Origin of the sequence: Vibrio sp. V12_P9A6T4, assembly GCF_963874835.1 — a bacterium.
Lineage (GTDB): Bacteria > Pseudomonadota > Gammaproteobacteria > Enterobacterales > Vibrionaceae > Vibrio > Vibrio anguillarum.
The window spans coordinates 1-25607 of sequence record NZ_CAWNJO010000045.1 but is presented as its reverse complement, the minus strand read 5'-3'; the positions used below and the strand labels follow the sequence as shown (position 1 = coordinate 25607).

Below are 25607 nucleotides of genomic sequence, written 5' to 3'. Positions count from 1 at the left end.
AATGATTTTTTGTCACCATAGATGGCGGCGCTGTTGGCTGCAATCAGTTGTTGTAAGAAATGTTATCTGCAACCAAATTGGGGATATTTCACACAGTTATATTCATCATTGGCTTGCAAGAGAGTGGCTATCCATAGACGCTGGATATGGGCTATCAATAAATTTTTATGATTTTCATCACGCTAAACACATTTTTTGTAAACATGGAAAATAGCTCTTGAATTGTCATAGGAATGGAGCGATTATCCGCGCCTTATATAACTTGTTTCAAAATGTTACTTGCCATGAACTTAAACCAATTTGATTCCCTATTGCCACCGCAAATGGCAGAGCGCGCCGCAGAAACTGGCGTTGGAAAAGCGACGAAAGATCCGATGAAGTCTTTCCTTCTTGCCATTTCTGCTGGCATTCATATCGGTATTGCTTTCGTTTTTTACACTACAGTGACGACAGGCACGGGCGATATGGCTTGGGGTCTGAGCCGTTTTATCGGCGGCTTTGCGTTTAGCTTAGGTCTTATTCTGGTGGTGGTCACCGGTGGTGAGTTATTCACTAGTTCAGTGCTGACTTTGGTTGCACGTGCGAGTGGCAAAATTTCTTGGAGCATGCTGATTAAAAACTGGGTCATCGTCTATTTTGGCAACCTTGCTGGTGCGCTGATGCTTGTCGCCTGTATGCTCGTTTCCAAACAATATATGTTTGATGGTGGACAAGTTGGCCTCAATGCGATGGCCATTTCTCAGCATAAGTTGCACCACGAATTTATGCAGGCAGTAGCGCTTGGCATTATGTGTAATGTGTTGGTGTGTGTGGCGGTCTGGATGACTTTCAGTGGTCGTACCTTGACTGACAAAATTATGGTGATGATTTTACCTGTCGCCATGTTTGTCGCCGCGGGTTTTGAGCACTGCATCGCTAATATGTTCCAAGTTCCGATGGCAATTGGTATCAAATATTTTGCACCCGCTGAGTTTTGGCAGATGACGGGTGCCAATATTGCCGACTACGCAGACCTTAACTTAATGGGTTTTTTGATCAATAACCTATTACCCGTGACGATTGGCAATATCATCGGTGGGGGTGTTTTTGTTGGCATTTGGTACTGGTTAATTTACCTTCGAGATGGATCTCACGAATAACTCCTTATTGAATAGATGATTTTAGAAGCGGCTTTAAGGGCCGCTTTTTGTTGTCATTTCTAAACCATCGCCTTAGGTGGTGATTGACTGCTTCTGCTAGTGTTTGTTCACTATTTATACCTTTAAAACAGCTTATCCACATTTTCTGTGGATAAGCTGTTTTAAAGCCAGTGTGTAAGATGAATTCTATCAAGAAGTGCACAAAAACCCAGCAGTGGGCAGTGCATTATGCACTGAAGTGGGGCGAATATAACACCGATTCCTGAGCGGTGATCGACATCTAACCATTCCTCATTTTATTAACAATAGCCTTACACTTCGGTTGCCATTTGAGCGTTTTGCGGGAAGAAATTCGCACCTCAATCCTATCTTGCAATTCATTTTGTTTCTTTTTTGTTTCTTGTTTAACGTTTATGAAAAGAAATTAAATTGACACAACTACTCACATTTCTATACATAAATTCTTAATCAAACACAACTCCGTGCGAGCTCAAAAAAGTAGTGGATTCCTTGCTATATAAGGTAGGAATCGATTGAACCCTACAAAGAGTATGGTCTAACATTTCGTATCAGAAATAGTAATAAGCTGAGCTCTGTCGTCGAGCTGCTCAAAATGACTGAAATACAAAACAGGCAAATGTATGAGTGATGTTAATAAAATAGAGAGTAATGAGAAACGTTCGCTTGAGTGGAAGTCTTTCCTCTTAATCACAGTGGTTCTCTTTCCGATCTTAAGTATCGCCTTTGTCGGCGGTTATGGATTCATTGTTTGGATGCTGCAAGTGTTCCTCTTTGGTCCTCCTGGTGCGCACGGTTAATTCCACTGTTCACCCGTAATCCTTTTGATCGAAAATTTAAGAGAGCGAATCATGAAATCATTGTTAGTCAAAATTTGGCGCACTATGACTCGTCCAGCCGTGCACATCAGCCTTGGTGTGCTCACGATGGGCGGTTTTATCGCCGGTGTAATTTTCTGGGGCGGTTTTAATACTGCACTGGAAGCCACCAACACAGAAGCATTCTGTATCAGCTGCCACACAATGCGCGACAACGTTTATGTTGAGCTGCAAGAAACCGTGCACTGGAAAAACCATTCAGGCGTACGTGCCACTTGCCCAGACTGCCACGTACCACACGAATGGACCGCTAAAATTGCGCGTAAGATGCAAGCCTCTAAGGAGGTATTTGCGCAAGTTTTTGGTGATTTAGGTACCCCTGAAAAATTCGAAGAGCGCCGTATTGAATTGGCCAAGCATGAGTGGGAGCGCTTTTCAGCCAACAACTCATTGGAATGTAAAAATTGCCACAATTACGATTCGATGGATTTCGAACAGATGTCGGCAACCGCGCGTATTCAGATGAAACAAGCAGCGGAAAAAGATCAAAGTTGCCTAGATTGCCATAAAGGGATCGCCCACAACCTGCCTAAAAATATGGATAGCTCAGGTGGACTGATTGGCGAGCTAGAGCAGTTGGCATCTAAAACCGATTACTCGGTCGGCAAGCAAGTGGTGAGCGTTCGCTTCTTACCTATTTATGAAGATGCGCAAGCTCAAGTGGAAGCAGGCCTTCTGAACCCAGCATCGGCAGTCACGGTATTGGATGAGAAAGGCGAGATGATTCAAATCGAAATTGATGGTTGGCGTAAAGCAAAAGGCTTTGGTCGTGTGATCCAAGAAGATTTTGGTATGAACATCGCTGTGGGCTCCTTGATGAAAGAAGCGGCACAAAATGATGCAATCGTCACTGTTGGTGAAAAGCGTGTCGATGATCTCACCGGTCTACCTTGGGAAAAAGTAAACGCGAAAGTGTGGATGAAAAAACAAGCCATGCTCGATAGCGTGGATCCAATTTGGGAAAAAGCGGGTGAGGCCTATAAAACGAACTGCTCTGTCTGTCATAGCCAACCGGATGAAGCGCATTTTGATGCGAATACTTGGCCGGGCATGTTTAACGGCATGATGGCATTCGTCAACTTCGACACAGACAGCGAAGCGTTAGTCTTGAAGTATCTACAAAAACACTCTTCAGATTTTGCTGAAGGTCACCATTAATCCACGTCAAACGGAGTTTTAAATATGGCGATTACACGAAGAAGTTTTCTTAAAGGTGTAGCAACCACCAGTGCGGCGTCGGTTATTGGGCCAAGTTTATTGGTCTCGACATCGGCTAACGCGGCAGAAACAACAGGCAGTTGGAAAGTATCAGGCTCTCATTGGGGTGCATTTCGCGCACATGTGTATGGCGGAAAAGTACAATCGGTCAAGCCGCTAGAGTCAGACACGCACCCCACTGATATGCTCAACGGAATCAAAGGCATTATCTATAGCCCATCACGAGTGCGTTACCCAATGGTTCGCCTTGATTGGCTCAAAAAACATAAATACAGCGGCGAAACACGTGGCAACAACCGTTTTATCCGCGTCACTTGGGATGAAGCGTTGGATCTGTTTTATCGTGAACTTGAGCGTGTACAAAAAGAGTACGGCCCTTGGGCGCTGCATGCAGGACAAACGGGTTGGAACCAAACGGGGTCATTTCACAACTGTACAGCGATGATGCAACGCGCTGTAGGTATGCACGGTAACTTCATCACTAAAGTGGGTGATTACTCAACAGGTGCAGGCCAAACCATTCTTCCTTACGTGTTAGGTTCGACAGAAGTGTATGCCCAAGGAACCTCTTGGTCGGAAATTCTTGAGCATTCAGACAACATTGTTTTGTGGGCGACCGACCCGGTAAAAAACCTGCAAGTTGGCTGGAACTGTGAAACGCACCAATCCTTTCCTTATCTTGATCAGTTGAAAGAAAAAGTGGCGAAAGGAGAGATCAACGTTATTTCGGTTGATCCAGTCAAGAATAAAACCCAGCGCTTCTTAAACAGTGACCATTGGTACATTAACCCACAGACCGATGTGGCGTTTATGTTGGCGGTGGCGCATGTGTTGTATAACGAAGATCTGTATGACAAGGCGTTCATCAAAACCTATTGCTTAGGATTTGAACCTTTTATTCAGTACGTTCAAGGCGAAACGAAAGATAAGATTGTTAAGTCGCCAGAATGGGCCGCCGAGATTTGTGGCGTAACAGCCGATGAGATCCGCGAATTTGCACGTATGCTCGTTAATGGTCGAACTCAGTTACTGTTTGGTTGGTGTATTCAGCGTCAAGAGCATGGCGAACAGCCTTACTGGGCTGGTGCGGTTGTGGCTGCGATGGTTGGTCAAATTGGCCTGCCAGGCGGGGGGATCTCCTACGGGCATCACTATTCTGGCATTGGGGTCCCATCAACCGGTTTTGCCTCGCCCGGCGGTTTTCCACGTAACCTAGATACGGGTTCAAAACCGAAATGGGACAACGAAAACTACAACGGCTACAGTAAAACGATTCCTGTTGCCCGTTGGGTCGATTGTTTGCTAGAGCCGGGTAAAGAGATCCGCTACAACGGTTCGAGCGTAAAATTACCTGATTACAAAATGATGGTTATTTCAGGCAACAACCCGTGGCATCATCACCAAGATCGTAACCGAATGAAGAAGGCGTTCCGCAAGCTTCAAACCGTCGTCACGATCGATTTTGCTTGGACGGCGACTTGCCGTTTCTCCGACATCGTTCTTCCTGCTTGTACTCAGTTTGAGCGCAATGATATCGATGTATACGGTTCTTATTCGGGCAAGGGTTTGATTGCCATGCACCGCTTGGTTGATCCTTTGTTCCAATCGCGTACTGACTTTGAGATTTTTACTGAATTGACGCGTCGCTTTGGCCGCCATGAAGAGTTCACACGCGGCATGGATGAGATGGAGTGGGTCCGTTCGCTCTATGACGAGTGTAAAAAAGCCAACGCGGGTAAGTTTGATTTACCAGAATTTGAACAGTTTTGGCAGCAGAGCGTACTGGATTTTGGTGAAGGCCAACCTTGGGTTCGCCACGCCGATTTCCGTAAAGACCCTGAGATAAACGCATTGGGTACACCGTCTGGTTTTATCGAGATTACGTCACGTAAGATTGGGCGTTATGGCTATGAACATTGCCAAGATCACCCGATGTGGTTTGAAAAAACCGAGCGTTCGCACGGTGGGCCAGGTTCAGATAAGCATCCATATTGGTTACAATCTTGTCACCCAGATAAGCGTTTGCACTCACAAATGTGTGAGTCAGAAGAGTATCGCGCGACCTATGCTGTCAATGGCCGTGAGCCCGTGTATATCAACCCAATCGATGCGAAACAAAAAGGCATTAAAGCTGGGGATTTAGTTCGCGTATTTAATGATCGCGGCCAGCTATTAGCTGGTGCCGTTTTAAGCGATGGCTACCCGCGCGGCGTGATCCGCATCGAAGAGGGGGCGTGGTATGGCCCGTTGAATGAAAAAGAGGGAGCTATTTGCACCTATGGCGATCCAAATACACTCACACTCGATGTCGGCTCATCTGAGCTGGCGCAAGCCACTTCAGCCAATACTTGCATTGTCGATTTCGAGAAATTTACTGGTAAAGTACCACCAGTGACGTCATTCGGTGGACCAATCGAAGTGGCGTAATTCCGTCATTAGCTCAACGAAACGCCAGCAAACATGCTGGCGTTTTACTTGTCACATCCAAACTTGTACCTTGGGCGTTCTCATTGTTGAATAAAACAGCATACGGAGCCACGTCAAAGAGAAAACGTGATCAAAACAACTTACATGCAACGCGAATTCATTAGACACTGCCAGAACAACAATTTGTACTTTGTACTGAGGTGTTATGACAACGATCACTCTGCCATGTCATCGAGAAGTTGAGTTACTTCAACCGGATTTGATTGCCCAATTGCAAGGCGATGAGATCAGTTTTTCCTATTCAGGAATACATAACTCGCCCATTTCCGATCACTACTCGCTGTTTCGCACTCTATTTGACGTTGAATCGGACGCACGAGTGATTGGTGACGGTTTTCAAATGCTAGCGCAAACTGCAGGTTCGCCGCATCATCCGGTGGATGTGGGGCGTTGCCCTGACAATAGCTTGAGCTACCGGATATACCCGCTGCAAGACAGCCAACGTTATTACAACACGCTGGTGATTGAACAATCCACCGGATACCAACTGTTTGGTTTTACCTCTTGCCACCGTTTTGCTGGCTATTTTGAAATTCTTGAAGAAAGGGCGGGCACCTATTTAGTCGCTTCCATTGACGGCGAGCAGACCCATCCACAAGATTGGACAAATAACAGTTTAGAATCCGTCGTTATTTTGCAAGGTGATTCATTATCAGGTTTGTATCAACAGTATGCGCAATATATTAGTTGTCACCATACGCCGCGTGCTGGTGTGGCACAACCTGCGCCCGTTGGATGGTGTTCATGGTATGCCTATTATGCCGATGTTAATGAGCAGCACATCCTAACCAACCTTGCGGCAATGCAAGGAGAACTTTCGGGGCTAGAATGGGTGTTGCTGGATGATGGCTATCAGGCGTTTATGGGCGATTGGTTGACGCCGTCCGATAAGTTTTCTCGTGGTGTTAAAGCGCTGATCCAAGAGATCAAACAAGCGGGCAAAAAACCCGCAATTTGGCTCGCGCCCTTCATTGCACAAGCTGAATCTCAATTGTTTAAGCAACATCCAGATTGGTTTGTACAAAATGCTCAAAGACAACCACTGAAAGCTGAAGAAGTAACCTACGGTGGCTGGCGCTGTACACCTTGGTATGTGCTGGATGGCTCTCATCCTGACGTGCAGGAATACTTAACCCATGTGATCAAAACCATGAAAGAAGAGTGGGGGGTTGAGCTATTTAAGTTGGATGCGAACTATTGGGGAGCACTTAAAGGACGGCGTTATCAGTCGGGAGTGACGGGTGTTGAAGCGTACCGTTTAGGGATGCAGGCGATCGCAGAAGGCGCGGGAGAGGCATGGTTACTTGGATGTAACGCGCCGATGTGGCCATCACTGGGTTTAGTAGATTCCATGCGTGTTTCGGACGATGTCGAGCGTTCGCCACAGCGCTTTGAACAAATCGCTAAAGAGACTTTTTATCGCAGTTGGCAGCACCGCAAGTTATGGCAAATTGATCCTGATTGCGCAACACTGACGTCGCTTGCGAATCAATCGACCGATCGCATCAGCTATGAATTTCATCGCAATGTATTGCTTGCGTGTGGTGGCTTGTTGCTTTCAGGTGATCCACTCCCAGAATTGACCTCTTTTGCTAAGCAGAGCCTAAATAAGTTAATGATTAGGCGCAAACACAACCAAGATGCGGCTAAGCCAACTTCATTGGCTCTCAATCACCTATTTTTAAAGTTAACAGAACGCAATGATCTGCACTGCTTATTCAATTACCAAGGTGAGGCGTGTGACTATACCTTAACAGCGAGCCAGCCAGTGGATTGGTATGACTACTGGACAGGAGATAAGCTTTCGCCAGAGCCAGTCAAAGTATTTGAAGTCTCCTTGGCAAGTGGCTTAACCAGCCGAGCAGTGATTACCTCTTGTTAGTGGAGTGCCCTTGTTAACAGAGTGCTCTTGTTAAGAGTGCTCAGGTTAACTGAATGATTCGGGGTAGCGGAATGCTGCGCTAAATTAGCCATAATTTCTTAACCACAAGTCATGACAAATTCTGAAAATCAGGTAAAGTATCGGCCTTTGTGAGCAATCTCGCCTATCACCTTCGATAGGCCATCAAATAGCATTAAAATAGGAAGAAAGATGATTTTCGTTGTCGGTCATAAAAACCCAGATAGTGATAGCATTTGTGGTGCATTAGTTGCTGCTGAATTACTTAAAGCACGTGGTCTAGAAGCAACGCCTGTTCGTCAGGGTGAAATTAACCGTGAAACTCAACACATTCTTGCAACAGCCGGTGTTGATCAACCTGAACTTCGCACTAGTGTAGCGGGCGAAAAAGTATGGCTTGTGGACTATACCGATCTTGCGCAAGCACCTGATGACATCAACCAAGCGGAAATTCTCGGTATTGTTGACCATCATCGCCTAGGTGACGTAATGACAGTGAATCCGCTAGAAGCGTGGATTTGGCCAGTCGGTTGTACCTGTACTATCTTGTTCAACCTATTCAAGATGGAAAATGCACCAATCACACGTCCTTTAGCCATATTGATGATGTCTGCGATTTTGTCTGACACGGTCGGTTTTGCGTCTCCAACGTGCACACCAAAAGATAAAGAAGCTGTGCTGGCACTGGCTGAAATTGCTGAGGTTGAAGACCTTGATGCCTTTATTAAAGCGCTTTTGATTGCGAAAACAGACATTGAAGGTTTATCTGCCGCTCAACTTGTTGAGAAAGATTTGAAAGCTTATCCATTCAACGGCCGTGATGTGGTGGTTGGTCAAGTGGAATTGGCAACGCTTGAACAAGTCGATGGCATGATTGACGCCATTCAAGCAGACCTAGTTCGTCGCTGCGAAGAGGAAGGCCTTGCGTTTGCCGCCGTGATGTTGACCGACATTACCACCGCGCAGACCCGTCTTCTTTATACTGGTGAATGGGCTGAAAAACTGACTAAACACGAACAAGATGGCATGTTGATGATGGAAAATACCTTAAGCCGTAAGAAACAAGGTTGGCCTTGGCTGCAAGCTGAATTGGCTTAATCCTTTTTATCATCTTATTGTTTAAGATTCTAAATGTAACGCCTGCAGTGCTACACTGTAGGCGTTTTTATATTCCCCAACTTTCGCATGGAGCCGGGCTATGGCAGACGCATTAACCACAGAACAGATAGAAACAATCAATCGCTATAATGAAGAAGAACGTTTTAAATACTGCATTAAAGCCATTGTTGCAAACCGTGAAGTTTGGATACTAAAAGATGAGCACGGTTGTGTCATGCTCAACACAGAAGAAGATGATTGTGTTCCTGTGTGGCCTAACCAAGAGTTTGCCAAGGCATGGGCAACAGGCGAGTGGCAAGCGTGTGAAGCGGAAGCGATCTCTTTGAACAAATGGCACAGCCGTTGGACTTCGGGCCTAGAAGAAGATGAACTGTCGGTGGTGGTGTTCCCCAATGAGAATGAAGAAGGCGTTGTGTTATTTCCCGACGAGTTCGATTTTGAATTGAAAAAGCAAGCCAGTAAAACTCGCTAACTCAAAGAGCTTCTGATAGAAGCTCTTTTTCTAGCTAAATTAGTAACAGTGCGGGAAAGATTTGCAATTAAATATCAGTAACTTATTACTTGCGTGATGTTGTGACCAATACCGTGGCTGCACTACATACGATAAGCACCATACCTAAGTTTTGAACCTCGCCAACTAGAGCTAATCCGCCACCAATCAATAAGTAATACAGAAGTCCAAATAGAGCACCAGCACTACCCGATTGTTGTTTATAGTCAACCAAAGCGACACTCAGCACATTTGGGATCGCAATACCAAAAGACATCACCACTAACATCATTGGTGCTAAAAACCAAATAGAGCCCTGCATGGCATAAACCCCGATAGCACCAATAGTTAACAGCATAGCGGATACCCATAAAAGAGAACGTTGCGACACTTGTTTCGAAAGTAGAGTTTTGTTTAAGTAACTGCCTAGTAACGTCCCAAGCCCTAATACAACCCCACTGTAACCAAATTGGGCAGAGCTAAAACCTAACGCTTCAAAAGTAAAAGCGCCAAGCTGGTAATAAGAGAACAGTGCAATGTTGTATAGCGCAACCAATAAAGCCGAAAACCAGATGTGCGAATCTTTCAACATTCGAAGACTTAAGCTACCTAGTTGTAGAGACTGACTTTCTTTTTGAGTTTCAGGAAGCTTAATCAGGTTGTACAAAAATAGCATTATCGCCATAACAAATAGCGCCAAGAACACACAATGATGACCACCAATAGACGTTAGCTGACCACCTAGTAGCATTCCTAACACAGGGCTAATTGATATCCCCATTCCCATTAGGCTAAAGACCTTGCCTAACTCTTCGCCACTGAACGCATCGCGAAGCATGGTCTGTGTCACAACTGAACCAACAGCGATTCCCAATGCGCTAAATGCGCGTGCGACCATGATGATGCTAAAGCTTTCAGTTTGCATAGCCACCAAAGAAGCGCAGCCGTATATAAATAGGCCAATAATCATGGTTGGGCGTCTGCCAAATTTGTCTGCCAGTATTCCCCAAACAAGAACACCAATAGCAAAAGCTAAAAAATAAACGGACAGCGTTTGAGCTGCTTGGGCGTCGTTTACCGAAAATGATTGGGCAATAGAACCTAAAGCAGGGCTGTAAATGGTTTCCACGATTTGCGGAAACATCAACATGACAACCATCAGCCATAAAGAAGGTTTTGTATTCATCTTGTGTCCTCATCAATGAACTTGGCGCACAGTATAAATGAGGCTATTCTTTATCTATTAACAACATTAATACCAGAAACAACAAGATTCGGACAAATGGCGATTATTGATGAACAAACCCAATTCGATGCTGATAAATTAACAGCTTGCGTTGTAGGGATAGCAGCCGACATCGGTAAACACGACTCGGGAATGCATCAACATAAAAAAGGCCAACTTCTCTATGCGCCTCAAGGATGCATCAGCTTTGCTTTAGATAACTCAATCTGTATTTTACCACCGACAAAAGCAGTTTGGATTCCACCATACATCCAACATCGAGCGATGATGACGAACGTGGTAGCTTATCGATCGCTATACTTCGATTGTGCAGTTTTTGAATGTCCAAATAACATGATTATGATAGAAGTTGATGCTTTGCTAAAGGCACTCATTGATAAGATGGCATTGTGGGCATGGGATAAACCTGAAAATGAAATGCAAAAAACGACGGCTCTTTTTTGGGAGGAATTTTATGCGGCTAAACGTCATTCTTTCCAATTACCCTTACCGTTAGATCGTCGGTTTAAAAAATTCTGCCAACAAGTGATGCAAGAATCTTTTTTGGTGCCGCCTCTTACCACCATCGCACATTCTATAGGTGCAAGTACCAAAACGATCACAAGGCTATTCAAAGCAGAAACAGGAATGTCCTATCAAGACTGGAGGCAGCAATGGCGCTTGTTAAAGGCGATTGAGTTGCTGTCTAAAGAAATACAAGTTAGCGAGGTCTCTCATTTGCTAGGCTTTTCTTCTGATAGTGCGTTTATTGCTTTTTTTAAGAAACAAACAGGACAAACACCTCTCAGTTTTATGAAAAGCAGTAGAAGTAGATTGAATTAAACTAATCAAGTAGTCAGGTTATTGGTATTACGAAAAGACAAGCCAAATAGTGATTTACTGAAATGGAAACTCAATTTCCTCAAGAAGGTTTAGGGTAAAACTATTTTAGCAACCCGCATCTATCATCATAAATGAAATACTCTCAACGCTAACGAAACTAATTCCCTCCCCTTTTAGGGGAGGGTTAGGGTGGGGTGAGCACTGTCAATCCTCCCCTTTTAGGAGGGCCACCCCCTCCTAAAAGGGGGAGGAACAGTACTGTATCTGAATCGTTCACACGATATTGTCTTCCGACATAAAATACAGAGCGGCTATTTAAAGCTGGGCGCTTTGTTGAAGTGGCTCTCAATCATTCTTTGAGTGATGGGATGAGTTGGATTAGACAATACTTCTTGTGTGTCACCCGATTCGACTACTTCGCCTTCGTGCATCACCATAATTTTGTCTGTAATGTGTTTTACAATACCAAGGTGCTGAGAGACATACACAAACGAGACACCCATCTCTTCTTGCAGTTCTAGAAACAAGTTAATCATCTGTGATCGCATTGCCATGTCTAACCCGTTTAATGCTTCATCAGCCACAATGATCGACGGTTGTAGAATCAGTGCTCGTGCCAAGCAAATCCGCTGTTTTTGCCCGGTGGCGAGCATTTGCGGGTAGAAGTAGGCGTGCTCTGGCAATAACCCAACGCGCAATAGCGTATCTTTCACGCGCTTCATGCGAGCTTCAGGTGGCATATTGGTGTTTCTTTTGAGCGGCCCTTCTAGAATACGACCAATTTGAATTCTTGGGTTGAGCGATGTGTTCGGATCTTGAAAAATCATTCGAATCAGCTTACAGCGCGTGGAGTAATCCTTGTGTTCCAATAACTCTCCATTAACGCGTATCTCGCCAGCAGAGGGCTCAACCATCCCCGCAAGCATTCGTGCCAATGTCGATTTACCAGAACCATTTTGGCCAATAAAACCAATAGTTTGCCCCGCTTCTAACGTAAAGCTGACCGGTTTGACCGCATGCTGAATTTTCTTGCGAAATAGACCTGAACGAGTAATGAAATCTTTAGTTAACCCGTTCACTTCTAATAATGATGCACTCATGACTGTTGCTCCATATTGAGTGGGAAATGACAGGCAAACTTATGATTTTTAATACGTTGTGGATACGGTATTTCAACGCATTGGCGCTGAGCATAGGGACAGCGAGGCCCCAATCTGCAACCAATCGGTAAATGTTGCAAGGGTGGAATGGAACCCGGTAAGGATTGCAATTTTTCTTTATGCGGGATCCAATCACTAAAATCAGGCATCGCTTTCAGTAGTGCGGCCGTATAAGGGTGTTTGGGTTCACTCAATATTTTCTGGGTATCGGCTGACTCAACAGACTGACCGCAGTACATCACTGTAATACGGTTAGCCCATTGGGTAATGGTGGTTAAGTCGTGGCCAATCAATAGAATCGTGGTGTTATTGACCTGATTCATCCGGCTGAGCAGGCGCAATATCTGTGATTGGGTAATGGGGTCCAAATCGTTCGTTGGTTCATCAGCAATCAAAATTTTTGGTTTGGTTGCGATAGCCATCGCAATCATCACTTTCTGACACTCACCATCAGTTAGCTCATAGGGGTAGCTACTCATGATGCGAGCGTGCTCTTTGATTCCTACTTTATGTAAAAGGGCAATTGCTTGTTTTTTACGCCATGTAAAACGCTGCCACCATTTGCCTTCAAATGTGCGCGATGGAATAGATTCAATCAGTTGTTTTCCCACTTCATCTGAAGGGTCTAAGCAGGTTGACGGTTCTTGAAAAATCATCGCGATGTCGCGGGCAATCACTCGCCGGCGTTCGCGCGGCGTCAGCTGAAGTAGATCAATGTTACCTAAGCGCATGCGGTCGGCGGTGATGGTCCAATTATCTTTGCATATTCCTACGATGGCTTTAGCCACCAAGCTTTTTCCTGATCCGGATTCTCCCACCAAACCGCGAATTTCGCCTTCGTTCATGGTTAAGCTCATGCGATCGACGGCTTTTACCATGCCTTGTGGCGTATCAATTTCGATGGTGAGATGGCGAATATCTAATAATGGCATTATTCCACCCCTGCATTCAGAGCTTGTCGTACACCTTCACCGACTAAGTTGATGATGATCACCGTAAACATAATCGCTAAACCGGGGAGAGTGACTGTCCACGGTGCGAGGTAAATCAGCTCAACTGAATCACCTAAGATGGTGCCCCATTCGGTGCTTGGTGCTTGAGCACCCAAACCAAGAAAGCCCAAAGCGGTGATGTCTAAGATGGCAATGGATAACGCGAGTGTTATTTCGTTGGCGATGACAGCAAGTACATTGGGTAAAATGGAGTTCCACAACAGATAAAAGTCATTGGCACCATCTAAACGTGCGGCGAGGATATAGTCTTTTTCTACTTCGTTGTGTACGGCAATATACACCGAACGAACAAAGCGAGGGATGAGTGCCAAACCAATCGCAAGCAAAATATTGAACTCGCCAAAACCGAGCAGTGCCACAAAAATAATGGCAAGCAGCAATGATGGAATCGACATGACCGTGTCGAGTAAGTGGTTCAATGTACTGGACAATAATCCTTTGGTCATGCCTGCCATGATACCGATAAAACAGCCGATCACAGCTGCGATAGCGGTGATTAAAATAGCGGCAGCGAAGGTGTATTGGGTACCATCAATCAACCGTGACAAGATGTCTCGGCCTAAATCGTCGGTACCTAAGAAAAATTCGACAGTACCTGCAGGATCCCAAGAAGGCGGTATTAACAGGTTGCTCGTTTGCAACTGTGGATCATGAGGGGCTATCCAAGGAGAGGTGAGGGTAATCAACACAATGAGTCCTAAGCACCACAAGCCAAACATTGCCAAACTGTTATTGCGATAGCTGCGCCAAAACCGCTCAAACTGAGTCGGAATATGCTCTTCCTGATAAATATTATTTGTTAGCATACCATTCCTTTCTTACCAGCGGGTTAACCATAGCGCCAATCAAATCAGACAGAATGTTTGCTGTGAGAACGAGCGTACCAACTACGATCACGCCGGCTTGAATGGAGACATAATCTTGGTTAGATAAGGCATCGAGTAGCCAACGGCCAATTCCTGGCCAGTTGAAGATGGACTCAGTAATAATTGCCAACGTTAACATACTTGATAGTTGAACCCCGAATTTAGGAATAATCGGTGGAATTGCATTTCTCAGCACATGAGCAGTCACAATTTCGTAGTGACTTAAGCCCTTAATTCGAGCGGCGCGTATATAGTTTTGAGCCATCACATCGGCTACCGAAGAGCGCATCAGGCTTACCACTTGTGTCGTCGGTGCTAGAGCCAGTACCAAGCAGGGTAAAATCATATGTTCAATAACACTTTGCAAAGCATGAGCACGGTAGTTGCCTTCAGCGAAAAAAGCATCGATCAGAGCGAAACCTGTCACGTGTTCCACTTGGTAGAGCAGATCATAACGTCCTGAAACAGGAAACAGCTCATAATGCAGTGAAAAGACCATGATCATTAACAAAGCTACCCAAAATAGCGGTGCTGAATAGCCGGACATTGACGTGAAGGAGATGACGGTATCAATCCATTTACCTTGCTTCATTCCTGCGAGCGTACCAATAGGGAGACCAATTAACAAAGAGAGAGTAAAAGCAATGAGGCATAACTCCAGCGTTGCTGGAAAGACCATCGCCAGTTCGTCCACAATCGGGACACCACTGTGATTGACGCCAAAATTGAGTTGCAGTAGTTGCCCTAAATAGGTTGACCAACCTGACCAGAAACCATGGTCCATTAGAGGCGACAGGGGATCTAAGCGCAACAGAGCAAACCCGACCATAGTCAAAATGAGTAACGTGATAATAAATAAGTTGAGCCTGCGTACCGTATATAAAAACACTATTCGATCCTCTCAACCGTATTGAATGGCTGTACATTAAACGGGCTGAGTTTAAAGCCCGTTAATGTTTTGCTGTACGCTTTAAATTGCATGCCGTGTGCCAATGGGATAACCGGGAACTCTTCGTTCAAGATATTTTGCGCTTGTTTGTATAAGTTAAGGCGATAGCGCGACTTGTCTACTTCCAAGGCCAAATCGAGTAGAAAATCGAAATCACTATTGCACCACATCGAGGCATTGAGCCCTGAGCGATCTGAATTACATGAGAGCAGTGGACGCAAAAAGTTATCTGGGTCTGCGGTATCGCCATTCCAGCCCGTTAAAATCAGATCAACGTTGGCGTGCTGGGTCAAATTTGAGCGATCGAGGCGGTCTTGGGTGATGATATGCAATGTAATACCAATGTCAGCCAAGTTCGCGTTAATTAACTCGGCAGTTTTACGTGGACTTGGATTATAGGCATGAGACTCTGCAGGAACAGACATCGTCAATTCCAAGTTGGCGTAATAGCCAGCCTCTTTAAGTAATGCGATCGCGTAGTTACGATCATAGCGAATTTGAATACTGTCCTTTTGATAGGCCCAAGAGGAGGGGGGAAGAATGTTATAAGCAATACTTCCTGTACCGTAATAGACCGAGTCCAAAATATTTTGGCGGTTGATCGCAAAATTAAGCGCTTTACGCACGCGAACATCACTGAGCGCAGGGTGAGAGGTATTCACAGCAATATAAGACACGTTCATCGCAGGCTTGGCATCAAGCTCTATTTCCGATTGCTGCTTGATAATAGGGATTTGGCTTGAAATAGGCGAGCTGAGCACATCGCATTCATGGCGTAGTAGTTTGGCGAGTGTCCCTGTGCCTCGGTTGGAGACATCAAATACGACTTGTTCCATCTTCGCCACGCCATTCCAATAAGCGCCATGACGACGGAGGCGGATAAGGTCATTCACTTTAAATTCGTCTAGATAAAATGGTCCGGATCCAACAGGATGGCTGTCGATCATGCTTTTTTCATCTTCAATCACTAATTGATTAGCATACTCATAGGAGAGTATGACAGCGTGACTGGTGGCGATATTGGATAAAAAGGAGTTGTCGGGACGGCTGAGGGTAAATTTAACCGTGAGTTCATCCAGAGCTTGAACATCGATCAGCAAGTTTTTGAAATCAATACCCGCAAACCATGGGTAGACGCCACTATTGACGTAATGAAATGGGTTGGTTGGGTCAATGATTCGGCGAAAGCTGAAGACCACATCATCGGCATTAAGAGCGCGAGTCGGTGTAAACCAAGCGGTTGATTGAAATTGAACGCCATCGTTTAGCTTGAATGTATACTCTGTACCCTGTGGATTCACTGTCCAACTCGTGGCCAGACTTGGTATCGGTTGTAAGGTTTCTGAATCCAATTGCAACAGCGTGTCGTAAATCTGTGGGCTGAGAGCTTCAGACGTAATGCCGCTCTCAACCAATTGTGGGTTAAAAGTGGTGGGATTGCCGTGACCACAATATACGAATCCGCTCTGGCGAATTTTACTATGGTCAATTTGTTCGCTACAGCCTATCAGTAGGCTAAAGCTGCATATTCCTAGTGCGAATCGTATCAATGTTTTCATAAAGAGAAATAACTGTGAGAAGTAAGGCAAACAAAGCTAATCATTATGCCTCAAAATCCTGATAATCTACCATTTTTTGTTGATCTAAACCTAGGGTTAATCATCATTGCTGCCGACGAGTTGATATTTTCTCACCATACCTCTCAATTGGTGGTAGCTCAAGCCGAGTAATCCTGCAGCTTGTCTTTGATTAAACTTACTGGCATTGAGCGCGGCACTCAGTAGTTGTCTGTCCTGATCCTCCTGCCACATTTTGTAATCCATCGGAAATTCAAAGCCAGTGGTGTAAGTATGGCGATCTGTGGAGAGATTGCCAGTAAGGTCATCTGGTTTGTGCCACTCATTAGCAAAAGGGTTAAAAACCAAGTTTTCAATCGGATGGGAGGCCGTTCCATGTTGATAGACAGCACGCTCCACGACATTTTTAAGTTCACGCACATTTCCCGGCCACAAGTAGTGTTGAAGCTGATCTCCCGCTTCTGCACTAAACCCGACAAAGAGCGCTAAGTTCAGTTCACGGCACATCTTAATCGCGTAATACTCAGCAAGTGGCATAATATCTTCTTTTCGCTCTCTTAGCGGTGGAAGCTGGATCACATCAAAGGCCAGTCGGTCGAGTAAGTCAGCTCGAAACTTTCCAATTTCAGCTAATTGTGGAAGATTAGCATTGGTTGCACAGACGATACGGACATTCGCATTAAGCCGTTGGCTACCGCCGACACGTTCGTAATGTCCATATTCAATCACTCGAAGTAGTTTCTCTTGCACAGCAAGCGGCGCGGTGGCGAGCTCGTCCAAAAAAAGAGTTCCACCTTCTGCCCGTTCAAATCGTCCTTGGTGACGTCCTTTGGCTCCGGTAAACGAGCCTGATTCATGGCCAAAGAGCTCAGAGTCAATTAACCCTTCACTCAAGGTTGAACAGTTTAACGAAACCAGTGGTTGGTCCCAACGTTTGGAAAGATAGTGTAAGCGCTGAGCGATTAACTCTTTGCCCGTTCCTCGCTCGCCAATAATTAATACCGGCCTATCAATCGGTGCAAGCTTAGAGACTTTATCCAGTACCGATAAAAATTGAGGCGCTTCACCCAGTAAGTTTTGTTGCATGTTCACTCTCCACACTGTGATTGAAAGGGTGGTTAAATTCACCAACTCTTGGCGAAAATCATCATAGCACAGTAATCTCATTCTATGAGACATTATCTAATTTATTGATTATCAATAGATTTATATATGGCATGAAACTTGGTTATCTCTTCTCGTCTTAAACGTTTTGAGCGATTCAAAATGGCTCACCAATAACTACATCGTCATGAACAACTAATCAGGAGATTGAACATGGGTATTTTTTCTCGTTTTGCCGATATCGTAAACTCGAATATCAGTGCACTGTTAGATAAAGCGGAAGATCCTGAAAAGATGATCCGCTTAATCATCCAAGAGATGGAAGACACCTTGGTGGAAGTACGCACCAATTCGGCCAAAGCTATTGCGGATAAGAAAGAGCTCGCGCGTAAAGTGGATTCTATGGCCTCTCATATTGAAGATTGGCAACAGAAAGCGACCTTGGCGCTTGCTAAACAGCGTGAAGATCTCGCTCGCGCTGCTTTAATTGAAAAAAAGAAATTGCAAGAAATGCAGAAAGGCTTGCACACTGAACAAACCTTGGTAGAAGAAACTATCGATAAATTGACTGGGGAAATCGGTAAGTTAGAGGCCAAAATTGCCGAAACACGGGTGAAGCAACAAGCTTTGGCACTTCGTAGCCAAACTGCGCACAACCGTCGTGATGTGCAACGTCATTTGCATACTAGCCGTACTGATGAAGCGATGGCGAAGTTTGAGCAGTACTCGCGTAAAGTCGATGAACTTGAAGCTGAAGCCGATCTCTACGCTATGTCTGGTAACGCTAAGTCACTCGACCAAGAATTTGCTGAACTTCAAGCGCAAGATGAAATTGAACAAGAGCTAGCAAAACTGAAACAGCAAATGGACAAAAACCAATAACGAGGAGTGGCATATATGTCATCATTTTTTATCGCAGGTCCACTGATTGTCTTTTTGATTTTTGTTGCACCGATATGGCTTTTTCTGCATTACAGAGGTAAACGACATAGCAGCAACTCATTGTCACAAGAGGATTTAGAGCGGATCAAAGCGTTATCTGAAAAAGCGGAAAAACTGCAAAGCCGTGTTGAAACCCTTGAACGCATCTTAGATGCTGAATCACCGACTTGGAGGCAAAATCATGGCTAGCCGAGAACTCTATAAAGATCCGGTCAATGGCAAAATAGCTGGCGTATGCGCTGGGCTTGCTAATTATCTTGGGTTAGAAGTTTGGTTGGTGCGTATATTGGTCATCTCGGCTGCACTACTCGGTGGTGGTTTTTTAGTGCTTTTAGCTTATATGGCTTTGATGCTGATGTTAGAAAAGCAGCCTACTCAGTATGTTGAAACGCTAAAAGCCCAACGCGAACATACATTGAAGAATAAGCCTTGGGAGCAAGGACAAACCGCCGAAGCTTTGCTGGCGACATTGGATCAAGATTTAACTCGAGTGGATCAGAAAATCCGTAAAATGGAGGCTTATGTCACCTCTGAAGCATTTAAAGTCAATCGTGAGTTTAATCAGCTTTAAAAGCAAAGCTGGCACGTAGATTTGCAGTGTCATTGTTCAACTGACACTGCAAATGAAGGTAAGGGTAAGGAAACAAAAAATGAAGCATCATACAGAAATGACTTGTGCATGGGCGATGAATCACCCTTTAGAGCGCGATTATCACGATAATGAGTGGGGCATTCCCGTTTACGATGATGTCAAGTTGTTCGAATTTTTGACGTTAGAAGGTGCGCAAGCTGGGCTGAGCTGGATTACGATTTTGAAAAAGCGCGAAGGTTATCGCTTAGCCTTTGACGGTTATGATCTTGAAAAACTGGCTCAGTACGACGAAACGCGGGCACCTTACATTATCGAACATTTCGATGTGGTGAAGCACAAAGGAAAAATTGCCTCTGTCTATTCCAATGCACGAGCGGCTTTACTGTTGCAGCAAGAGTATGGTTCCTTATCCAAAGCATTGTGGCAGTTTGTGGATGGTCAACCAGTGCTCAATCATTGGCAGCAGATGAGTGATATCCCTACATCGACGCCTACGTCTAAAGCGATGAGCCAATTTCTAAAGAAAAAAGGCTTCAAGTTTATTGGCGAAACGATTTGTTATGCTTTTATGCAGGCGGTGGGTATGGTGAACGATCATTTGGCTGATTGCCCCAAGCGTTAATTTTTCAGGGTAACCTAATATGCAAAAGACCGCTGAAGATTCAGCGGCCTTTTGGTCTTCCGCTCATATTATGCACGCAGAGCAAGCTGTGCACTGTAGCGTTCTAATCCCGCTTTTAGATCAGCGATCAGATCGTCTACATCTTCAAGACCAATATGTACTCGAATCAGTGTACCTGCAAAGTGCGGGTGTGCGACGGTTCTTAAACTATCAAAGCTTTTGGGTTCATTAGCTAAAATCAGGCTTTCAAACCCACCCCATGAAAAGCCCATACTAAAATGTTGCATGCCATCGAGCAAAGCCGTCGTAGCTTTTATATCACTGCTCTTTAATACAAATGAAAACAGCCCGTTACCACCAGTGAAATCACGCTGATAAAACTCATGTCCAGGACAAGTCTCTAAGGCAGGATGGCGAACGTGATCCACTTCAGGTTGTTCTGCTAACCAGTGCGCAATGGCTAAGCTATTTTGAGCATGTTGACGTAAGCGAACATCTAAGGTTCTTAGCCCTCGTAGCCCTAAATAAGCGTCATCAGGTGAGACACATTGTCCCATCAAATAGCTTTGCTCTCGCAATTGATCCCAGCATTTTTCATTGGCAATCGCTGTTCCTAACATCACGTCTGAGTGGCCAACAATGTATTTTGTCGCCGCTTGGATCGAAATATCAACACCATGTTCAAAAGGTGAAAAGTTCACGCCCGCCGCCCAAGTGTTATCCAGCATGACAATGATGTTATGTTCATGTGCAACCCGCGATAAGGTCGGGATATCTTGCACTTCCATCGTGATCGAACCGGGTGATTCAGTGAACAACACTTTGGTATTGGGTTGGATCAAAGCACGGATTCCTTCACCTATGGTCGGTGGGTAGTAGGTCGTTTCTATGCCCATTTTCTTCATGATTTTTTCACAAAAATCACGAGTAGGTTCATAGCAAGTGTCGACCATCAGAATATGGTCACCCATTTGCACAAAGGAAAGAATACTATTGGCAATGGCGGCCGCACCGCAAGGGAAAAGCGCACAACCGACACCACCTTCAATTTCCACCATTGCTTCTTGGAACGCAAAGTGCGTATGAGTACCACGGCGTCCATAAAAGAGTGTTTTATTAGCCCGATTGACGGTGGCATGATTTTTTTCAGCCACACTATCAAATACAACGGTAGAGGCGCGCTGAATAGGTGGGTTGACAACGCCATTGGTCCACTTTTTACTACGACCCGCATTGACCAACTGTGTTTTTTTACCTTCTGACATCCGAAATCCTTGTCTGGGAGAGAGTTCGTTATTTAAAACATGGAGTTGCCTAGCTTGGCAACCCCAGTCAGATAAAAAGTTTATAGCAGAGGGTTAAACAGATAGAACAATCGTTCAAAAAACCTATGATACAACGGGCGTTGCTCCCATATTGGTAGCTCAACCAAGTGAGATTGTTCTATATAGTGTTGCTGTAGCCAGTTCATTTCCTGAGTGAAGGATTGGTCTTCAATCGCGAGCGTGACTTCAAAATTGAGCCATAGGCTGCGCATATCGATATTCACTGTACCGACAAGACAGAACTGGTTATCGATCACGACGGATTTAGTGTGCAGCAAACCACCGTAGAATTCGTATATTTTCACCCCTGCTTCCAGTAGCTCACCATAGAATGCGCGAGATGCCCATTTGACCATCAATGAGTCATTTTTATGTGGAATAATGATCTCAACATTGATACCGCGCTGAGCGGTCATTTTTAGCGTTGCTAATAGGTCTGCACTAGGTACAAAGTAAGGGGTAGTGATCCTAACGGATTGGTTTGACTGATTAATAGCCAGTGTTAACACTTGGGAGATTAAGTTTTCTGGCATACCAGGGCCTGAGGGGACAACCTGTACAGGATGATGGGGCTGATCCGGACCAATTGTGCATTCTGGTTGTGCTGGCAACATGCGTGTTCCTGTTTCCACCTCCCAGTCCCAGCAATGTACTGCGGACAGCACATTGACCGCAGGCCCAGTAATACGAACCATAATATCGACCCATTGACCCACACCAGAGTTTTGTTTGAAATAGGCCGGGTCAACCAAATTCATCGAGCCTGTGTAGGCAATTTTATCGTCGATAACAATGATTTTACGATGTTGGCGTAGGTCTAAGCGGCGTAAGAACATCCGCCACGGGCTCACTTCTAACGCTTGGACGACTTCAACTCCTGCGTCTTTCATCATGGTATACCAATGACTTTTGAAAAAGCGGGGGCTCCCTGCGGAATCAAGCAGCAGCTTAACGTGCACACCTCGTTTGGCCGCTTGGATCAGAGCCGACGCAACCGAATCCGCCAATCCACCTGGGTGCCAAATATAAAAGACCATTTGGATGCTAGTGTGAGCTTGTTCAATGTCGGCAATAATGGAATGCAGAATTTCATTAGGGGAGGTTTGCAGTGATAACGTATTACCACTTAAGGCCGGAATCCCCATACGGTGGTTACACAGTTCATCAATTTTATAAATTTGAGCACCCATTCCCTCAGGGGCATGAGCTTGGCAATCGTTAAGCTGTCTAAACCAATCACCAAATGGAGCAAACATTTCCTTGGCACGCTCTGCACGCTTGCGCCCTAAATTTAGCTCACCAAAAAGAAAGTAGCAGATCACTCCCACAATCGGAATGATATAAATCACCATCAGCCAAGCCAGAGAAACACTCACCGCTCGGCGTTTCAATACAACGCGTAGCGTGACTGCGGCGACCAAAAACCAATAGAGTGCGATGCCTGCTAAAGTAAGAACGTGGTAAACCTTGTCCATGCCATTAATCTTGTCGATAGAATAAGTCACGATAGTAAAGGGAAAGGGAAAAGTAAGGAAGTTTATCGCGTGAATAATATGAAAATAGTAACAGATGAATTGTGTTACTAAAGTGATCATAGCAGTTTAAAAAAATGATCTGAGGATAAAAAAGCAACAATTGAACTATAAAACTACGGTCTAATCCATAATTTATATCGTTCGGACTTCCAATTTTAATCTCAAACTGTTTTACTTGCCACCATCACAGTGCGACTAAAAATTATAACTTGTGTAATTAAAAGTTTACACTCACTTTTAGCACTGCCTAACAAACACAACATTGGTAAATAGTTTATGGCAAGTAGTTCAAGAGGTCATTTCTCATCGAGACTTGGTTTTATTATGGCGGCTGCAGGTTCTGCGGTTGGCCTAGGGAATGTGTGGGGTTTTCCGACCAAAGCGGCAAGTAATGGTGGCGCGGCATTTTTAGTGATTTATTTGGCAATGGTATTCTTGCTGGCGTTTCCAATGCTGGTTGCGGAATTGACGATCGGGCGACATGGACAATCTAACCCCATCGCTTCTTTAAGAAGTATCTGGACCAAAAATCGTGCGGCGGCGGCACTGTTTGGCATTATCGCGATGATTGCCTCATCGATGATCCTCAGTTTTTACTCCATTCTTGCCGGATGGCTTATGGGTTTTGCGGCATCCCCTATATTAGGCCTGTTGGGTTTACAGACGGCGGCCGATTGGTTAGTGAATTTTAGCGGCTTACGCAATGTTTTACTGGCTCTCGCATTTTCTTTGCTTACTATTTATGTTGTGCGAAAAGGTGTCGCGGACGGCATTGAAAAATGGTCTACCCGTTTGATGCCAGTGCTTTTTATTCTATTCGGCGCCATGATTGCTTATATCTTTACCCAAGATGGGGCAATGGAAGGATTGAAGATGTATTTGATCCCTGATATTGCGCACATCACTCCCAGTTTATTAGTAGACGCAATGGGGCAAGCTTTCTTCTCTCTCTCTTTAGGCGTTGGAGCGATGATCGTTTATGGCTCATATCTTAAGAAAGATGTTAATTTGCCAAAAACAGCGGCGCAAGTCGCGGCGATTGATACAGGAGTGGCGTTTGCAGCAGGCCTTTTGATTCTCCCAGCAATGTTTGTGGCTAAAAATCATGGTGTCGAAATTTTTGATGATGCAGGCAACTTGATGAGTTCGGGCGATTTAGTCTTCACCGTGCTGCCTGCGATGTTTGATAATATGGGCAGTGCAGGGGTGTTGCTCGGTTTTGGTTTCTTTATTTTGATGGTTATCGCAGCGCTAACTTCTTCAATTTCTATGCTAGAAGTACCAGTATCTTGCGCGCAAGATGAACTAAAAATGACTCGTAGCCAAGCAACATGGATGATCGGTGGAGCCATTGCGCTGCTGAGCATCATCATTTCCCTTAACTTTGGGGCGTTATTTAACCTAGTGGCTAACGTCTCGACCGTCTATATGCAACCTTTATTAGGTGTGGTTTGGGCTATTGTGGTGGGTTGGGTTTGGCATCGTAATAAATTGCTTGATGAGATCAAACAAGGTAACCCAGACATTGCACAAAGCCTATTCTGGAAAATTTGGCCATGGTACGTGCGTTTTGTTTGCCCCGTGGCGATTTTAATGGTCTTTGCTTATTCATTAATTTAGCGCATTCCTAAGGCTCTCATCCGAGAGTAATGCCGATCAGTTAAGGCCAAAGTGATCGGTTGAACGATCCTTCAGAGCTGTCAAAATCCAAGTGTATTTAATGCACTTGGATTTTTTTATGGATGTTTCTCAAGCTCTAAACATAATTAATGATTGGAAACCTAGCAACGTTGAGACTTTGTCTGACTTACTTCCAATTGACCTCATCAACGAAGCTTATTCTCTTACTGATACCGTCACGATGAGAAAGAGGAAATTAACTCTAGAATCCATGGTTTGGTTACTTGTTGGAATGGCTATCTACAACAATAAATCCATGAAAGACTTAGTTAACCAACTTGATATTGTCGACCGTACGGGTAAAGCTTTTGTCGCACCGAGTGCGCTGACTCAACGTCGAAAGACGTTGGGTGAAGGCGCAATTAAAGCGGTCTTTGAGCGAATGACGACTTCATGGTTAAAAAGTGCAAAGTTACCCCAGTGGAATGGATTAACGCTTCTTGGCGTCGATGGCGTTGTTTGGCGCACGCCCGATAACCCGCAAAATGAAAATGCATTTTCTCGACAAAAAGGGACACAATATCCGCAGGTGAGAATGGTCTGCCAAATGGAACTAAGCAGTCACATTATCACGGCCAGTGCCTTTGATAATTACAATACAAACGAAATGGTATTAGCTGAAAAACTGATAGAAACAACACCGAATCATAGCGTGACAATGTTCGATAAGGGGTTCTATTCTTTAGGCTTATTACATAAATGGCAAGACTCTGGCTCAGAGCGCCATTGGCTTATCCCCCTCAAGAAAAATACACAATATGACATTGTTCAATCTTTAGGGCGAAATGACAAACTTGTTCAATTACACAGTAATCCAAGAGCTAGAAAGCGATGGTCTGATTTACCAAAGTCGATAACCGCTCGACTTGTCACTCGTAAAATTAAAGGAAAAGACTACCAAGTATTAACTTCTATGACAGATCCC

Annotated in this window: 23 protein-coding genes; 14 read left to right on the top strand and 9 right to left on the bottom strand. The window is 44.7% G+C overall.

Annotation, left to right across the window (positions count from 1 at the left end; translation table 11 throughout):
- The first annotated feature begins 284 nt into the window (after positions 1 to 284).
- The 7 genes from focA to AACQ42_RS06470 all read left to right on the top strand — a co-directional run bounded on the left by focA (position 285) and on the right by AACQ42_RS06470 (position 9231).
- The gene (gene focA, locus AACQ42_RS06500) at positions 285 to 1139 is read left to right on the top strand and encodes a formate transporter FocA (protein ID WP_026028023.1); all 855 of its coding nucleotides are present in this window, start codon (positions 285 to 287) and stop codon (positions 1137 to 1139) included.
- 641 nt (positions 1140 to 1780) lie between these two features.
- Positions 1781 to 1957 carry a trimethylamine N-oxide reductase system protein TorE gene (torE, locus tag AACQ42_RS06495; RefSeq protein ID WP_010318622.1) on the top strand — a complete coding sequence of 59 codons (177 nt, stop codon included), beginning with the start codon at positions 1781 to 1783 and terminating at the stop codon, positions 1955 to 1957.
- 51 nt (positions 1958 to 2008) lie between these two features.
- Positions 2009 to 3193 carry a pentaheme c-type cytochrome TorC gene (gene torC / locus AACQ42_RS06490; protein ID WP_026028833.1) on the top strand — a complete coding sequence of 395 codons (1185 nt, stop codon included), beginning with the start codon at positions 2009 to 2011 and terminating at the stop codon, positions 3191 to 3193.
- A 24-nt stretch (positions 3194 to 3217) separates the two neighbouring features.
- Positions 3218 to 5680: a trimethylamine-N-oxide reductase TorA gene (gene torA, locus AACQ42_RS06485; protein WP_094165919.1), complete on the top strand. Its 2463-nt coding sequence runs from the start codon at positions 3218 to 3220 to the stop codon at positions 5678 to 5680.
- A 205-nt stretch (positions 5681 to 5885) separates the two neighbouring features.
- Positions 5886 to 7622: a glycoside hydrolase family 36 protein gene (locus AACQ42_RS06480; RefSeq protein WP_094165918.1), complete on the top strand. Its 1737-nt coding sequence runs from the start codon at positions 5886 to 5888 to the stop codon at positions 7620 to 7622.
- 210 nt (positions 7623 to 7832) lie between these two features.
- Positions 7833 to 8738 (top strand): manganese-dependent inorganic pyrophosphatase, encoded by a 906-nt coding sequence (locus tag AACQ42_RS06475; protein ID WP_010320151.1) that lies wholly within the window; start codon positions 7833 to 7835, stop codon positions 8736 to 8738.
- A gap of 100 nt (positions 8739 to 8838) precedes the next feature.
- Positions 8839 to 9231, top strand: a complete 393-nt coding sequence (locus tag AACQ42_RS06470) for a DUF2750 domain-containing protein (protein ID WP_010320150.1) — start codon at positions 8839 to 8841, stop codon at positions 9229 to 9231.
- Positions 9232 to 9316: 85 nt separating this feature from the next.
- Here AACQ42_RS06470 and AACQ42_RS06465 read toward each other — a convergent pair whose 3' ends face one another.
- The gene (locus AACQ42_RS06465) at positions 9317 to 10435 is read right to left on the bottom strand and encodes a multidrug effflux MFS transporter (protein WP_088732291.1); all 1119 of its coding nucleotides are present in this window, start codon (positions 10433 to 10435) and stop codon (positions 9317 to 9319) included.
- 96 nt (positions 10436 to 10531) lie between these two features.
- On the opposite strand from AACQ42_RS06465, the gene AACQ42_RS06460 reads away from it, so the two are divergent.
- Positions 10532 to 11317 carry an AraC family transcriptional regulator gene (locus AACQ42_RS06460; RefSeq protein ID WP_017043971.1) on the top strand — a complete coding sequence of 262 codons (786 nt, stop codon included), beginning with the start codon at positions 10532 to 10534 and terminating at the stop codon, positions 11315 to 11317.
- A 311-nt stretch (positions 11318 to 11628) separates the two neighbouring features.
- On the opposite strand, the gene AACQ42_RS06455 is transcribed toward AACQ42_RS06460, so the two are convergent.
- The 6 genes from AACQ42_RS06455 to pspF all read right to left on the bottom strand — a co-directional run bounded on the left by AACQ42_RS06455 (position 11629) and on the right by pspF (position 17968).
- Positions 11629 to 12417 carry a peptide ABC transporter ATP-binding protein gene (locus AACQ42_RS06455; protein WP_013857043.1) on the bottom strand — a complete coding sequence of 263 codons (789 nt, stop codon included), beginning with the start codon at positions 12415 to 12417 and terminating at the stop codon, positions 11629 to 11631.
- The gene (locus AACQ42_RS06450) at positions 12414 to 13409 is read right to left on the bottom strand and encodes a peptide ABC transporter ATP-binding protein (protein WP_010320232.1); all 996 of its coding nucleotides are present in this window, start codon (positions 13407 to 13409) and stop codon (positions 12414 to 12416) included. The genes AACQ42_RS06455 and AACQ42_RS06450 overlap by 4 nt, the downstream gene beginning before the upstream one ends.
- Entirely contained in the window at positions 13409 to 14296 is an 888-nt protein-coding gene (locus AACQ42_RS06445; protein WP_013857042.1) for an ABC transporter permease subunit, read from the bottom strand. Before AACQ42_RS06445 ends, AACQ42_RS06450 begins: the two co-directional genes overlap by 1 nt.
- Positions 14283 to 15245 carry an ABC transporter permease gene (locus AACQ42_RS06440; RefSeq protein ID WP_094165917.1) on the bottom strand — a complete coding sequence of 321 codons (963 nt, stop codon included), beginning with the start codon at positions 15243 to 15245 and terminating at the stop codon, positions 14283 to 14285. Before AACQ42_RS06440 ends, AACQ42_RS06445 begins: the two co-directional genes overlap by 14 nt.
- Positions 15245 to 16864 (bottom strand): ABC transporter substrate-binding protein SapA, encoded by a 1620-nt coding sequence (gene sapA / locus AACQ42_RS06435; protein WP_094165926.1) that lies wholly within the window; start codon positions 16862 to 16864, stop codon positions 15245 to 15247. The genes AACQ42_RS06440 and sapA overlap by 1 nt, the downstream gene beginning before the upstream one ends.
- A 96-nt stretch (positions 16865 to 16960) precedes the next feature.
- Entirely contained in the window at positions 16961 to 17968 is a 1008-nt protein-coding gene (pspF, locus tag AACQ42_RS06430) for a phage shock protein operon transcriptional activator (RefSeq protein WP_176429695.1), read from the bottom strand.
- A 231-nt stretch (positions 17969 to 18199) separates the two neighbouring features.
- On the opposite strand from pspF, the gene pspA reads away from it, so the two are divergent.
- Genes pspA through AACQ42_RS06410 form a run of 4 tightly spaced genes read left to right on the top strand, consistent with a single transcriptional unit; the run spans position 18200 to position 20142 of the window.
- Positions 18200 to 18868, top strand: coding sequence for a phage shock protein PspA (gene pspA / locus AACQ42_RS06425; protein WP_026027628.1), 669 nt, complete (start codon positions 18200 to 18202; stop codon positions 18866 to 18868).
- A gap of 15 nt (positions 18869 to 18883) precedes the next feature.
- Positions 18884 to 19117 (top strand): envelope stress response membrane protein PspB, encoded by a 234-nt coding sequence (gene pspB, locus AACQ42_RS06420; RefSeq protein WP_026027627.1) that lies wholly within the window; start codon positions 18884 to 18886, stop codon positions 19115 to 19117.
- A complete protein-coding gene (gene pspC, locus AACQ42_RS06415; protein ID WP_013857036.1) occupies positions 19110 to 19499 on the top strand; it encodes an envelope stress response membrane protein PspC in 390 nt (129 codons plus the stop codon). Before pspB ends, pspC begins: the two co-directional genes overlap by 8 nt.
- 52 nt (positions 19500 to 19551) lie before the next feature.
- Positions 19552 to 20142 carry a DNA-3-methyladenine glycosylase I gene (locus AACQ42_RS06410; protein ID WP_013857035.1) on the top strand — a complete coding sequence of 197 codons (591 nt, stop codon included), beginning with the start codon at positions 19552 to 19554 and terminating at the stop codon, positions 20140 to 20142.
- Between the two features lie 68 nt (positions 20143 to 20210).
- On the opposite strand, the gene AACQ42_RS06405 is transcribed toward AACQ42_RS06410, so the two are convergent.
- Positions 20211 to 21407 carry a cystathionine beta-lyase gene (locus AACQ42_RS06405; protein WP_094165915.1) on the bottom strand — a complete coding sequence of 399 codons (1197 nt, stop codon included), beginning with the start codon at positions 21405 to 21407 and terminating at the stop codon, positions 20211 to 20213.
- Between the two features lie 80 nt (positions 21408 to 21487).
- Positions 21488 to 22942, bottom strand: coding sequence for a cardiolipin synthase (cls, locus tag AACQ42_RS06400; protein ID WP_094165914.1), 1455 nt, complete (start codon positions 22940 to 22942; stop codon positions 21488 to 21490).
- A 336-nt stretch (positions 22943 to 23278) separates the two neighbouring features.
- Here cls and AACQ42_RS06395 point away from each other — a divergent pair, with 336 nt between their 5' ends.
- A complete protein-coding gene (locus AACQ42_RS06395) occupies positions 23279 to 24622 on the top strand; it encodes a sodium-dependent transporter (protein WP_013857032.1) in 1344 nt (447 codons plus the stop codon).
- Positions 24623 to 24740: 118 nt separating this feature from the next.
- Positions 24741 to 25607 (top strand): IS4-like element ISVa16 family transposase (locus tag AACQ42_RS06390; protein ID WP_094165913.1); only part of this gene is annotated, 867 nt, incomplete at its 3' end.